This is a genomic window from Nitrobacter sp. TKz-YC02 (genome assembly GCF_049852135.1).
Taxonomy (GTDB): domain Bacteria; phylum Pseudomonadota; class Alphaproteobacteria; order Rhizobiales; family Xanthobacteraceae; genus Nitrobacter; species Nitrobacter vulgaris.
Genome location: NZ_CP180728.1, coordinates 1,269,629 through 1,283,375, shown reverse-complemented (window position 1 = coordinate 1,283,375; position 13,747 = coordinate 1,269,629). Strand labels below are relative to the sequence as shown.

General features: G+C 61.9%; 8 protein-coding genes and 1 pseudogene. 4 read left to right on the top strand and 5 right to left on the bottom strand.

Going from position 1 to position 13,747, the window contains the following annotated elements:
- Positions 1-62 precede the first annotated feature (62 nt).
- Positions 63-1,184: a lysylphosphatidylglycerol synthase transmembrane domain-containing protein gene (locus ACM561_RS06005; RefSeq protein ID WP_425908770.1), complete on the top strand. Its 1,122-nt coding sequence runs from the start codon at positions 63-65 to the stop codon at positions 1,182-1,184.
- Positions 1,185-1,241: 57 nt separating this feature from the next.
- A complete protein-coding gene (locus ACM561_RS06000; protein WP_425908768.1) occupies positions 1,242-3,290 on the top strand; it encodes a hypothetical protein in 2,049 nt (682 codons plus the stop codon).
- 90 nt (positions 3,291-3,380) lie between these two features.
- On the opposite strand, the gene ACM561_RS05995 is transcribed toward ACM561_RS06000, so the two are convergent.
- The 5 genes and pseudogenes from ACM561_RS05995 to ACM561_RS05975 all read right to left on the bottom strand — a co-directional run bounded on the left by ACM561_RS05995 (position 3,381) and on the right by ACM561_RS05975 (position 6,420).
- Positions 3,381-3,716: a hypothetical protein gene (locus tag ACM561_RS05995; protein WP_425909886.1), complete on the bottom strand. Its 336-nt coding sequence runs from the start codon at positions 3,714-3,716 to the stop codon at positions 3,381-3,383.
- 79 nt (positions 3,717-3,795) lie between these two features.
- Positions 3,796-4,068: pseudogene (locus ACM561_RS05990) on the bottom strand (type IIL restriction-modification enzyme MmeI); the annotation flags it as partial.
- 269 nt (positions 4,069-4,337) lie between these two features.
- Positions 4,338-5,366 carry an NAD(P)/FAD-dependent oxidoreductase gene (locus ACM561_RS05985; protein ID WP_425908766.1) on the bottom strand — a complete coding sequence of 343 codons (1,029 nt, stop codon included), beginning with the start codon at positions 5,364-5,366 and terminating at the stop codon, positions 4,338-4,340.
- Positions 5,367-5,597: 231 nt separating this feature from the next.
- Positions 5,598-5,918 (bottom strand): 2Fe-2S iron-sulfur cluster-binding protein, encoded by a 321-nt coding sequence (locus ACM561_RS05980; protein WP_079446138.1) that lies wholly within the window; start codon positions 5,916-5,918, stop codon positions 5,598-5,600.
- A gap of 124 nt (positions 5,919-6,042) precedes the next feature.
- Complete coding sequence (locus ACM561_RS05975) at positions 6,043-6,420, bottom strand: Hpt domain-containing protein (RefSeq protein WP_425908764.1); 378 nt, start codon at positions 6,418-6,420, stop codon at positions 6,043-6,045.
- Between the two features lie 377 nt (positions 6,421-6,797).
- Between ACM561_RS05975 and ACM561_RS05970 the strand changes: the two genes are divergently transcribed.
- Positions 6,798-12,194, top strand: a complete 5,397-nt coding sequence (locus tag ACM561_RS05970) for a methyl-accepting chemotaxis protein (RefSeq protein WP_425908762.1) — start codon at positions 6,798-6,800, stop codon at positions 12,192-12,194.
- 386 nt (positions 12,195-12,580) lie between these two features.
- Positions 12,581-13,576, top strand: a complete 996-nt coding sequence (gene dgcA / locus ACM561_RS05965) for an N-acetyl-D-Glu racemase DgcA (RefSeq protein ID WP_425908760.1) — start codon at positions 12,581-12,583, stop codon at positions 13,574-13,576.
- The last annotated feature ends 171 nt before the right edge of the window (positions 13,577-13,747 follow it).

Below are 13,747 nucleotides of genomic sequence, written 5' to 3'. Positions count from 1 at the left end.
CGCATTGAACGTTTCCACAAGGCCATAAGACCTTCGGAATCGGGGCGCTAGCGGGAGGACGAATGCAACGGCTGCTGACCGCGCTGCAGCGCGGCTTCAAGGAATGGATCGGCTGGAAACGGCTTGGTGTCGTTGCGAGCTTCGTCATCATCGCTTTCGCGATCACGACTCTTATCCACACCCTTAAGGGCGTCGACTCCAGTGTTATCCTGGTCGCGCTGACGGAAAAGTCGCCCTCCGAGATCGCCTTGGCCGCGCTTTGCGTCGTCGGGGCGTTCTGCACCCTCACCTTTTATGATTTCTTCGCGGTGCGGACGATCGGCAAGGATCACATCCCCTATCGCGTCGCGGCGCTCGCAGCCTTCACGAGCTACACCATCGGCCACAACGTCGGCGCGACGGTGTTTACCGGCGGCGCGATCCGGTTTCGGATCTATTCGGACTATGGGCTGAACGCCATCGACGTCGCAAAGATCTGTTTTATCTCCGGGCTGACGTTCTGGCTCGGCAACCTGTTCGTGCTCGGCATCGGCATGGCCTGGCATCCCTGGGCGGCGAGCGCGATGGACCTGCTGCCGCCGTCAGTCAACCGCCTGATCGCATTCGGCTGCCTCGCCGGCATCGCGATCTATCTCGCCTGGATCATCACCGGTCGCAACCGCCGCGAACTCGGACAGAACGGCTGGAAGGTCGTGCTGCCGTCCGCGCCGCTGACCTTCGTGCAGATCCTGATCGGAGTCGTCGATCTCGGATTCTGTGCATTGGCAATGTATCTGTTGATGCCCACGCATCCGGACATTGATTTCGTGTCGGTGGCAGTCGTTTTCATTCTGGCCACCCTGCTCGGCTTCGCCAGTCATGCGCCGGGAAGCCTCGGCGTGTTCGACGCGGCCATGTTGGTGGCGCTACCGCAGTTCGGCAAGGAGCAGTTGCTGGCGACGCTGCTGGTATTCCGGATTCTCTATTTCATGATCCCGTTCGCCATTGCCATCACCATCATGGGCACCCGCGAACTCTGGCTCAACGTGGTGCAGCCTTGGCAGCACCGCCGCAGGATCAACGGCAACGGCAACGTTAGCGGTGACAACAGCGCTAACGACGGCCACGGTAACGGCAACAATGATGGCCTACCAGATGAGGCAGCATCGCCGCAAGCGGCCAAGTCGCCGGTTGCGCAGGACTGAGCCGGCGAGGTCCTCTCCGCTCTTATTTCCGCCAAAACTGTCACGTCAAAACCATTCATGCTCCGCGCCCACGCCTCGGTCCTGGTCGGTATTGCCCTCGCATTTCTTGGCTGTTTTGCCGCGCAGCAAATCGCCGCGCAGCCGCTTTCCACTGGCATCGCCCCGGCCGACCCCGCCGCTCCAATCCAGGATCAGGCTGCCGGCGGAATGCAGATTTCCTGGGAGGTCCGTAGTCGCTTCCGGCTGTTCCGGGAGGAGCGGGATTTCCAGATCCATGTCGCCGCCGCCAGCAACCAGAGCATTCTCGCTGCCGAGCAGGCGTTGGAACTGCAAAGCGACGGTCGCGGCTGGGCTCGCAACGCCGTGAACCGTCTTTGCATCGATCTCGGGGGCCACATCAGCGAGCCCTGCACGCGCGACAAGATCAAGGAAAGCTATCTGACGCCGACGGAGCATCCGGTCACCGTGCGCCTGACCGGCGGGGTCCCGGTCGGCGCCGTCTGCGCCTGGTCTTTCGACGACGGCGACGGCCCCCGCGCCACGACGCAGGACTGCGCCGAGCCGATCGACTTCCGCGCCCGCTATGGCCGCGCCACCAACGCCACCGTCGATGTCACGAGCGGCAGTGACGCACCGCAGCGCCTGATGACGCAGATCAAGGTGCGCGACATCCTCGTCGCCGGCCTCGGCGACTCCATCGCTTCCGGTGAAGGCAACCCGGATCGCCCTGTTGCGCTGTCGGACGAAGGCTTTTGCTTCCGCTCCTATCTCGGTGGCGCGGCGGACGAATTTTACCGGCCGAGCCGCGCCGGCTACAAAGGCGGCCGAGCCTGCGGCACCTCCGGCTCGCTACAGACCTGGCAGCAATACGGCGCGCTGTGGATGAACGCGGCCTGCCATCGCTCGCTTTACAGCTACCAGGCCCGCACCGCACTCGCACTCGCAGTGCGCTATACACACGTCGCAGTGACCTATCTGCCGCTGGCCTGCACCGGCGCCAGCATTCCCGACGGGATGCTGGGTTCGCAGCGCGCGCGTGAATGCCTGACCTCGAAGGCTTCGGCCAAGTGCCAAGGCACCGTCAACGGCCAGATCGCCCAACTGCGCGAGGCGCTCGCGACTGCGAGGCACCGCCAGCCCGACCGCAAGCTCGATCTCGTGCTGATGACCATCGGCGCCAACGACATCAATTTCTCCGGCCTCGTGTCCGACGTCATCGTGGATGCGGCAACCGAACGCGCGCTGTTCAGGCGCGGCGGCCTGATCGGATCGGTCGACGATTCACAATCGAGCCTCGTGCGAGACCTGCCGCAATCCTTCGCCCGGCTGCGCGCAGCATTGAAGCCATTGTTGGATAACGACCTGTCGCGGGCGGTGTTCGTCTCCTATGCCAACCCGGCGCTGGCGAACGGCGGCGCGCCCTGCACCGGCGGCAAAGCGGGCTTCGACGTGCATCCGTCGTTCAATGCCGATCCCGGGCGGCTCGCCGCGGTCACCGGCTACGTTCAAAACGAATTCCTGCCGGGACTGAAGGCCCTCGCGTTGTGCCAGTCCGGTGTGATCTGCCGTGATCCCGCCGGCGACCGCATGACCTTCGTCGAGGCGCATCAGGCGGCTTTCGCCGATCACGGATTTTGCGCGCGCGCTGGCAGCGATCCCGAATTCGACCGCGAATGTTTCTCGCCCCAAGGCAACAGCTTCGTCAGCAACATCGTCGAGGCGCCGCAGCAACCTCTCGCCTGCGGCCGTGAGGCAAGCGCGTTCCGCGCCTATCTGCCCCGCGCACGCTGGATACGCGACGCCAACGACAGCTACTTCACCGCGATGACCTACCCGCAGGCGCAGTCCTCATCGATGCAGCCGTCCGACATCCACGACGCGACATGGGGACTGCTCTCCGCGGTGTACGGCGGCGCGATCCATCCGACCGCCGAGGGTCATGCCGCGATGGCGGACGCCGCGCTGCCGGCGGCCGAGGCGCAACTGCATCTCAACGCCGCCGATGGGAGCAATGTGACAGGCGAACCGCTACCGCCGCTGGCGTTGCCGACGTCGCCGGCACCCACCCCACCAGCGGCAACCCCACCCGCACCGATGCAGCAGTAAGAGGAAACGTAGCGGCGTGAGCAGTTCCCCTTCTCCCCTTACGGGAGAAGGGGCGGGCCCGAAGGGTGAGCCGGATGAGGGGTAACTACATCACGCCACCCGGCGCAGTGTAAATGTCTTGCCATCGGTTGCGACGTGGCCGAGCCGCGCCAGCGACGCCAGTACATCGGCGATTTTCTTCTCCGACGTTTTTGCCTTCCTGAACTGCGCTGCGATGGCTTTGGCGTCGAGCGGCGCACCTGCCGACGCCAGCGCCGCGAACACGGCGGCGGTCTGCTCCACCGCGCCTGCCGGGAACGACGGCAACTGCACTCTCTCGATAATGTCGAGTGTGGCAGCGACCTGCGCACCCTCCTCGGATGCCGCCTGCTTGTCCACGCCCTTGGCGAAGCGCGGAATCTGGTAATCTGGCCGCAACCAGCGCACCAGCCCGCGCTTCCCCGGACGACACGTCGGCGGCGAACAGATCGTTCTGGCCTTTGATTTCCTTCGCGCCGCCCTTGATGCGGCTCTGCTTGGCTTCGAGGACGAAGCAATTCTTCTTGTAAAGATCGATGCGGCCGAGCGTGTCGCCGTCATCCTTGCGCCGCGTGACCACGCGCTCAAAGACGTAGTCGTTCCGTTCATGGGTCGCGCCGGCCGGATCGGGATGATCGACGCCGATCAGGTCACAGAGCTTCGTTAGAAACAGCGCGTAGTTCGCGCGTTCCTGCCCGCCCTCCTGACCCTGCCAACGTTTGATGAATGCCTCGACGGCCGCTGCGACGTCATCCCCCATGGCCACAACCTAGCGATGCGAAACCGCGACGTCCACGACTCGCATTCGCGGGCTCATACCATCTTGCTTATCACGCGGCGAAATCTAGGAATATTTTCTGCAAAAGGACGACGTTTTGGCGACGCAGCGTTTGCCGCGTTTTAGCCGCGCCGAAGCCGCCGTCCGGTCGCAACGAATGAGGCGAAAACGCCGTTGCCTCGGGTCTGCCGCAAGACTTCTCGCAAGCAATTCGGAGGCTTTCGGCGTCGCGCGTTGGCGAGCCGACGGTCTCAATTCACCCCGAGCTTCTTCTGCAGGCTCGACGACGAGGTGGTGTACTGGAACACCAGCCGCTTGTCCGGATAGACGTAGCGATGCGCCTTCTGCGCCATCAGCGCGCCCTCGTGGAAGCCCGAGAGGATGAGCTTCAGCTTGCCGGGATAGGTGTTGATGTCGCCGATCGCAAAGATGCCGGGAACATTGGTCTCGAACGACGCGGTCTCCACCGGAATGAGGTTGTTCTCAAGGTGAAGGCCCCAGTTGGCGACAGGCCCGAGCTTCATCGTCAGACCAAAGAACGGCAGCATGGTATCGCAACTGACCGTCGACATCGCATTATCGCTGCCCTTCACCTGCGCGCCGGAGAGTTTTCCGTCCGCGCCTTCCAGCGCCGTGACCTGACCGATCTTCAAATCCATCTTGCCGTCCGCAACCAGCTTGCGCATCTGCTCGACGCTATGAGGAGCCGCGCGAAAATCGTCGCGACGGTGGAGTAGCGTCATGCGCTTCGCCAGCGGGTGTAGGTTGAGCGTCCAGTCGAGCGCGGAGTCGCCGCCGCCGACGATCAGAATCTCCTTGTCGCGGAACTGCTCCATCTTGCGCACCGCATAGAACACGGAAGTGTTTTCATAACCCTCGATGCCGGGCACCGGCGGCCGTTTCGGCTGGAACGAGCCGCCACCCGCGGACACCACGACGACCTTGCACTCGAACACTTGGCCAGCGTCGGTGGTGACGCGGAATCCGGGATCGCCGATTTTCTCGATGCTCTCCACCATCTCGTTGAGATGGAACGTCGGGTTGAACGGCTTGATCTGCTCCAGCAGGGCTTCGGTGAGCCCTTGACCGGTCACCAACGGAATACCGGGAATGTCGTAGATCGGCTTCTCCGGATAAAGCTCGGCGCACTGCCCGCCGATCTTGTCGAGGATGTCGACAAGATGCACCTTCATGTCGAGCAGCCCCAGTTCGAACACGGCAAACAGTCCGCAGGGGCCCGCACCGATAATCAGCACATCCGTCTTGATCGCTTCGCTCATGTCAGCTTCTTTTTCCGTTGAAACCTTTGCGCGGGCCAGCAGGACGGCCGCGCCGCTGCCTGGATATTCCTGACGCGTTTCTTCCCGCGAACGCTTATCAAATTCGCTTCGCTATAACCAACCGGCCGGTTTGAGGAAAGCCATAAACTGTCGTGGCGCCTGCACCGCGTCCGGCCAGCGTCACGCCAGATGCGCCGTTATGGGCGGGCGTCAGCCGGTTATGCGACGCGCTTAAGCCTGCCGTTCCGGTACCGTAACCACGAGGCCTTCGAGTTCGTCGCTTACCTTGATCTGGCAGGACAATCGCGAATTCGGCCGCACGTCGTAGCCGAAGTCGAGCATATCCTCTTCCATCGGCGTCGGTTTGCCGACCTTCTCGGCCCACGCGTCGTCGATATAGACGTGACAGGTGGCGCAAGCGCAGGCGCCGCCGCATTCCGCCTCAATGCCGGGAACGGCGTTACGGATTGCAGCTTCCATGACGGTCGCGCCGTTATCGACGTCAACAGTGCGGGTTTCGCCGGAATGGTCGACAAAGTTGATCTTGGTCATAGGGTGCCGTGTTGCCGAACAGATTACTGGTAATGAGGAAGTTCGGCTGTCCTATAACGAAACGATCGGGCCAACGCCAGCGGTCGGCGCAAAAAGGCGCACTCGCAGGAATTCGCCCGTGGCCTCAGGAGCGCCGCAGGATCGCATCAATTGCCTGGCAAACCTGATTGACGGTGTCATTCAGCGTAACCCGCGGCTCGGCCGGATCGGCACCCTTGCGAAGCGCGATTTCCAGGTCGGCGGCGGCAGCGGCGACGTGAATGGCGCCTATCGCCCGCGCGGAGCCCTTCAGTTTGTGCGCCAGGATCGCGGCATTCGGCGGAAGTTGCGCCAGCGAGGCGGCCAGCTCGGCGGCCTGACCGGCGAACATTGCCAAAACCTCCCGTTCAAGACTGTCATCGCCGAGTGTCATGCGATGGAGATGGTCGAAATCGATCGGCCCATCCTCCGGAACCAACGGTGGCGAGGGCATCCAGTCGACCTGTCCAAGAGAAAACGACATTGCTGCTATCCGGGCATCCGCTGCGACGGCGAGGTTCCCCCGCAGAATCCGGCCCAGCCAATCACGGAACTGGTTAATGGAACGTTTCAGGTACGAAACTGACCTTTCGTATGTTTAGAGACCAATTTCAACGTACTGCCCATGACTTTCGAGCCGCGCGAGCGGTCGGCGCCGCCAGCCGTTAACGATGATTAAGATTGTGTTAATCACGACCATTTCATTCGAGACGCCAAGCCAATAGGATGTTGGGGGGAAGTGACCGACAACGGGCGGTGGCGATTGCCGCGCCTGGGACCGGCTTGGGGCTCGGGTCGGCGACCGGACTTGCAGCGGCGACGCGAACTTGCGGTTTGCGTAACACGAGGGCGTGGACTGAGATGGCGAACAATCCCAAGAAAATCAAAGATCCGACAGAGGTCGCTCTCTCCGCCATACAGGAGGCGCTGAACATCGGTGAGGCATCCGCAGCAGACCTTGATCAGGCTGTGACCCGTCACGATGTCGTCCCGCCGGTCCCACCCGCTGGCCATGGCGAGGAGTGGCCCGGCATCCGTGCAGATCGACCGATTCCTGAAGCCGCTGAAGGACCGCACTTCACGCGACGCCCTGCCAACGACGACCGTGAAACGATCGGGCAAATCCTTCAGTCGCTCCAAAAGAGCGGTCCTTCCCGCAACATCTATACGCTGGCGACGCTGTTCGCCGGTATCTGGATTCTCGGCGCCGGTCTTCTGACGATCAGCTTTTTGCCGTCGCTTCAGGCGGCCCTTGGTCAGGGTAGCGGCGGTACGCTCGCCCTCACCGGTCTGATTGCCGTGTTTTTCGCCCCTGTGCTGCTGTTCTACTTTTTGGCCAATATGGCGTGGCGCGGACAGGAATTGCGCATGATCGCGCAGTCGATGGCCCAGGTGGCGATCCGATTCTCCGAGCCGGAAGGCTTGGCCAGCGATTCGGTGGTGACCGTGGGACAGGCGATCCGGCGCGAAGTCGCCGCGATGGGCGACGGCGTCGAGCGTGCCATCGCCCGAGCCGGCGAACTGGAAGCTTTGGTCGCCAACGAGGTCGCCGCGCTGGAACGTGCCTATTCTGATAACGAGGTGCGGATTCGCGCTTTGCTTCAGGATATCGCGCATCAGCGGGACAACCTCGTCGGCCAGGCCGAGCAGGTCCGCAATGCGATCTCGGGTGTCCAGATAGACCTGCGGCATGACATCGCGCTGATCAGTGATGCCATCGCCTCGCGCGTCGACGAAGTCGCAAAGGGCATCACCGGTACGTTGGAAGAGCGCGGCGAGCACATCACAACGGCTCTTAGTAATGCCGGAGACAACATGATTTTTGCGCTCGGCGAACGGGGCGGCGACTTGCTCGACCGCCTTGAGGAAGCCAGCGCCCAGACCGCACGCGCCGTTCTCGACGCCAGCGAGCGCTTGACCAGCAGCCTTAATTTCAAGACCGGTCACGTCCACGATGAATTCGTCGATCTGGCCGACCGCGTCCATGACATGCTGAACGATCGGATCGACCAGATTACGGGCGACTTCGAGCAAAAATCGGCATCCATCGTCGAAGGCATTTCGGACCGTACCGAACAAGTCCACGACGCTCTGAAAAATTCCAGCGATTCCTTGCTGGTGGAGCTCGAGCTCCGCGGCGGCGACCTTGCCAGCAAGATCGACGAGGCCGGCAACCGGCTGGCAAGCCGGATTCTATCGTGCGGTGACAAGGCGAGCGAAGCACTCGACGTTACAGTCAACACACTGGTGGCCAACGTTGTCACTCAAACCGAAACCGCGCACGATACGCTTAGCCTTCAGATGAACGCGTTCGATCAACTGGTGAAAGACCAGGGCTCCGAACTCGCAGAGAAATTCGCACGCGACAGCGGCACGCTCGGCGCTCTGATCACTCGCCACATCTCGGAGTTTGATCGCACGGTGAAGACCTTCGGCGCTGAGATCGTCGATCGCCTTGGCCAGCGCACCGAAGATATCGCACAGAGTATGAAGAACTATGTCGATACCTTCGATACACGGCTGACTTCCAATGGAGGCGAGATCAGCGCCGCGCTGGATCAGCATCTGGCGAGATTCGAAACCTCGCTCCAGTCGCGCGTCACCAATCTCGATGCTTCGTTTGACGCTAAAATCAAGTCGTTCGACGAATCGGTCAACGGCCGCCTGAAAACACTGGAGCAAATCTTCGATACGCGTGCAAAATCAGTCACGGAGACAATCGACAGCCGGCTCGGCACCCTCACCTCGTCGTTATCCGATGGCGCCGCTCATGCGATCGGCTCGATCGAAAGTCGCCTCTCCCTCCTTACAACATCGCTGGCTGAAGGCGCGACGCAGGCCGTCGTGGCCCTTGAAGGGCGCATCTCGGGGGTAACTGAAGCCATCGACGACCGCAGCGCTTACCTCGCGGATACGATCACAGCGCGGTTCCAGGAAATCCATCAAGGTCTCGACGAACGTGTGGGCTTTGTCGCAACCGCGATCGACACACGAGTCGCGCAGTTCGAGGATCTGCTCGGATCACGAATTGAAGCTGTGGCAGGCCGCTTCGAATTGAGCGGGCGCGAGGCCAGCGACACACTGTTGGCACGCGCCGAAGAGCTGTCGCTCGGTATCAAGTCCCATGTCGAGGATGCGGAACGCTCGCTGACCAATCTAATCGTCAATACAAGCGAAACCATTCAGACGGGCGCTCGTTCTGCTAAACAGTCCCTGCTTTCGATTTCAACCGATGTGGGTGCCCAGCTTCAGCTGACGTCGACGGAGGTCGAGCGCGCCTTGACCACCGCCGGAACGGCCGCTGCCAGCTCCATCCTCAACAGCGCCCGCGAGGCGCAGACGACGCTGATCAACTCATCCGCAGAGACTGTAAGTCAGGCCAAATCCCTGTCAGCCGATATCGAGCGGACGCTAACCGCCGCTGGCGCCAACACGGCAGATTCAGTTCTCGCCGGCGCGCGCGCGGCGCAGAGCACGCTGGTCGCCGCGTCATCGGACGCCGCAAATCAAGTGAAATCGCTCGCGAGCGATATCGAACGCACGCTCACGACTGTCGGGTCCGACGTTGAGCGCATGCTGTCCGCCACCGGCACGTCGGCCGCGGACACTGTCCTGTCGAGTGCGAGGGAGGCCCAGACCACGCTCGTCAACGCTTCGGCCGACGCCGCAAATCAGGTCAAATCGCTCGGAAGCGACATTGAGCGAACATTGACAACAGCGAGCGTTGATACCTCCGCCGCCATTCTCAACAGCGCACGCGAAGCCCAGAGCACCCTCACCACCACGTCGGCAGAGGCCGTAAGTCAGGTCAAGTTGCTTGCAAGCGACATCGAGCAGACATTGACGACAGTGAGCGCCGGCACCGCCGCCGCCATTCTCAACAGCGCACGCGAAGCCCAGAGCACCCTCACCACCACGTCGGCCGATACCGCAAGCCAGGTCAAATCGCTCGCAAGCGACATCGAGCGGACATTGACGACAGTAAGCGCCGATACCGCCGCCGCCATTCTCAACAGCGCACGCGAAGCCCATAACACCCTCACCACCACTTCGGCCGATACCGTAAGCCAGGTCAAATCGCTTACGAACGAGATCGAACAGACGTTGACGACGGTAGGCGCTGAGACCGCCGCCGCGCTTCTCGGCAGTGCACGTCAGGCCCAGAGCACGCTGACCACCGCTTCCGCCGACTCTGCCAATCAGATCAAAGTGATCTCGTCGGATATCGAACGCACCCTCCACGCAGCCGCGGCAAATACCACCGAGATCATTCAGGCGAGTGCGCAAAATGCACAAACCGCCCTTGTCTCGGCGTCGAACGAAGTCAGCATGAAGGTCAAGTCGGCCTCGACCGACGCCGAGCGCTTGATCTTCTCGGCCAGCGGCGGCTTCGGCGCGATGATCACCGGTAAAACGGACGAAATCGTCAATTACGTTCAGCAGCAGACGGATCGTCTCTCACAGGTTCTCGACACCAAACGGGGATCTCTGATCGAAGCTCTCGGGAGCAAGGCCGATCAACTCAACTCCGATATCGGCCGCGTTACCGGCGACGCCCTCAAGTCGATCGAAGCCAGAGGCCAGGCATTCTCGCAATCGATCGCGGCGAATGGCTCTGACGTGGTCCGCACAATCACCAACGCAGGTGAGCTAGCAACGGCCGCGGTCAGCAAATCATTGAAGGATCTCGAGGAGGCATCCCACTCCGCCATCGATCAGTCCCGGCAAGCATCCATCGCGGCCGTCACCGAGATGCAGGAGACCAGCAAGATATTGCGCACGGATACAGTTGCGCTGTTTGAGCGGCTGCGCGAGGGCAATATTCTTCTTCAGGAGGTTCTCACCGGAGCGCACGAAAATCTCAATTCACTGGAGCGCACGCTCGTCACACGCGTCGCCGATTTCGTCACTACGATGAGGGATGTCACCTCGCAGAGCGGCCTCGCGACTCAGACACTCGAAGATCAATTGACGTTGTTCAACACCAAAACCTCGAAGGCTCTCGATGATCTTGGCAGCTTGTCCGCCGAGTTTGAGAATCACGGAAAAATTTTGGTCGAAGCTACAGCGCGAGTCGAACAGAGCAACCGAAGCGCCACCTCCTCCGTCGAGGAGCGTAAGTCGGCGCTGGAATCACTCGTGACAACAATCGATTTGCGGACGACCGACTTCGACCAACGGCTGACGCGTTTTACGAGCTTGCTCGATGAATCGCTCGCCGCCGCCGAAGAGCGCGCCCGCGATATCGCGCGGGTGGTGGCCGAAACCGCCGGCGCGGGATCTGCCGCGATCAACCGTCAGTTTGAGGCCGTTCGGGCTACGGCCGAGGAAGAACGCCGACTGACATCAGAATCGATGAGCGAGATTTGCAAGAAGGCGAGCCAGGAAGCTGAATCGATGCTCAGGCAGTCCGCCGACAGGTTCGCCGCGTTGGTGCAGAGCATGAAGCAGATGTCGGCCGAGATGCATTCCGAGCTGGAGGCGACGCGCGGCGAGCTTCGTCGCGGCGTGCTCGAGATGCCGCAAGAGGCGGCGGAGAGCACCGCTCAGATGCGCAAAGTGATCGTGGACCAGATCGAAGCGCTTGCCGAACTCAACCGGATCGTCGCGCGCCATGGCCATGGGTTCGACGTCGTCAGCAGCGGCAGCTCGCAGCGCGAGGAAGAGCCAATGATGGCGGCCGCTGCCAGCCGGAGCGCGGCAACGGCACGCCCTGCGGCACGTATGCGTGACAACGGCAGTGCATCGAACCTGCCGACACCGGACCTTGGCATTCAGTCAGCTCGCCGCACCGATCAGCCAGCCAAACCGCCAGGCGCTGACGATGAGGGTGACGGTTGGCTTTCGGATTTGCTGAACCGCGCCGATACCGGAAGCGGCGACATTCCACGCGGACGACCAGCGCCGCCGGCTGCGCCCGTAAATCCTCTGGATTCACTGTCGCTCGATATCGGCCGCCTGATGGACCGCAAGCTTGTCGGCGAGATGTGGGACCGCTATCAGCGTGGCGAACGCAAGGCCTTCACTAAGCGGCTCTACACGCCGGGAGGTCAAAAAGCCTTTGACGAGGTGGCCCGCAAATACCGTACGGACCGCACTTTCAAACAGACGGCGGATCGCTACATTGCCGAATTTGAACGGTTGCTGGACGAGGTCGCACGCGACGAGCGAGAACCCTCGGCAATAAGCGACCATCTGACATCAGAGACCGGGTTGGTCTATACCTTGCTCGCGCATGCAGCGGGGCGGCTCGCATAGCGCTTCACCGGCTGAAAAACGGAGGCTTAAACCTCCGTTTCTTGGCTTTTGATACCCACGAAGACCAGATCGCATCCGGAATATCGCAGCCCTTTCAATTCAAGGGGTCGCAGCGGGCACAAGATCACGCTACGCAGCATGCTCCTTCCGCCCCTTTAGAAGGCCAGCCGACAGCGCGGGAGCCGTGCGTTGCCCCCAAACGTTGGCCAGCGCCAGACCGGTCGCCTTGCGCAACTGGGTTCAGTGTGGGATCGTCTGCCGCCATTCGTTCCGCGGATTGGTCTCTGCCGACATGAAGCGGAACGTCAACATGGGGTCGCTGGCTCGCGGATTTATCCCTCCCAACGTGACCGGCTTGCGTTGCATTCGGACCTGTCAATTTGGAAATGTTGTCGAACGACGCAATCACGCTTCAGTGCCGCATCGAACGCTGGCCGATCGCCGGGAGTTTCACGATCAGCCGCGGTGCCAAGACCGAAGCCGTCGTGGTCGTCGCCGAAATCAGCCGGAGTGGCCACACTGGACGCGGGGAATGCGTCCCATACGCTCGTTATGGGGAGACACCGGAAGGGGTTCTGGCTGCCATCCATGGGATGCAGAAGCCTCTCGCAGCAGGCCTGGATCGCCAATCACTCGCGTCCGCCATGCCAGCTGGCGCGGCGCGGAACGCACTGGACTGCGCGCTCTGGGATCTCGAGGCTAAATGCAGCGGCCGGCGGATATGGACATTACTGGATCGTTCGGCGCCCTCTCCTCGCTCCACGGCCTACACAATCTCACTCGGCTCGCCTGAGACGATGGCGGCAGCGACCGCCAAAGCCGCGCATCGGCCCCTCCTCAAGATCAAACTTGGTGGCGACGGCGATCCCCAGCGCATAGCCGCTGTGCGCAAACAGGCTCGCGAATCGGAACTGATCGTCGACGCCAACGAAGCATGGACGCTTCATAATCTCGAGCGGAACCTGGCGGCTTGCGAGGCCGCCGGCGTCACGCTCGTCGAGCAACCCCTCCCCGCAGGGAGCGACGACGCGCTGGCACGCATTCGCAGACCCATTGCTGTCTGCGCTGATGAAAGCGTTCATGACCGGGCATCGCTCGACGGCCTTCGCGAACGCTACGACGCCATCAACATCAAGCTCGATAAGACCGGCGGTCTGACCGAAGCGCTGGCCATGGCGGATACGGCTCGCGCGTTGCGTTTCGAAATCATGATCGGGTGCATGGTCGCAACTTCGCTGTCGATGGCGCCCGCCATGCTGATCGCGCAGCAAGCCCGCTTCATCGACCTCGATGGTCCGCTGTTGCTGGCAGACGACCGTGACAACGGTCTTCGCTACGACGGCAGCACGGTCTATCCGCCGGACGCGGCGCTCTGGGGCTGATCCCGCTGTTCTCACGGAACGTTCTTAGGAATGGTGCGCCGGCAAGCTCACGAGTGACCACGAACCACCTGCCCTCCAGAACGCGGCGAATGGGGGATTTCTGATTCGGATTGCGTCAATTCAATTGCGATTCGGGCTGAATCGTGTTGATCGTTACAGCACGCGCAATGA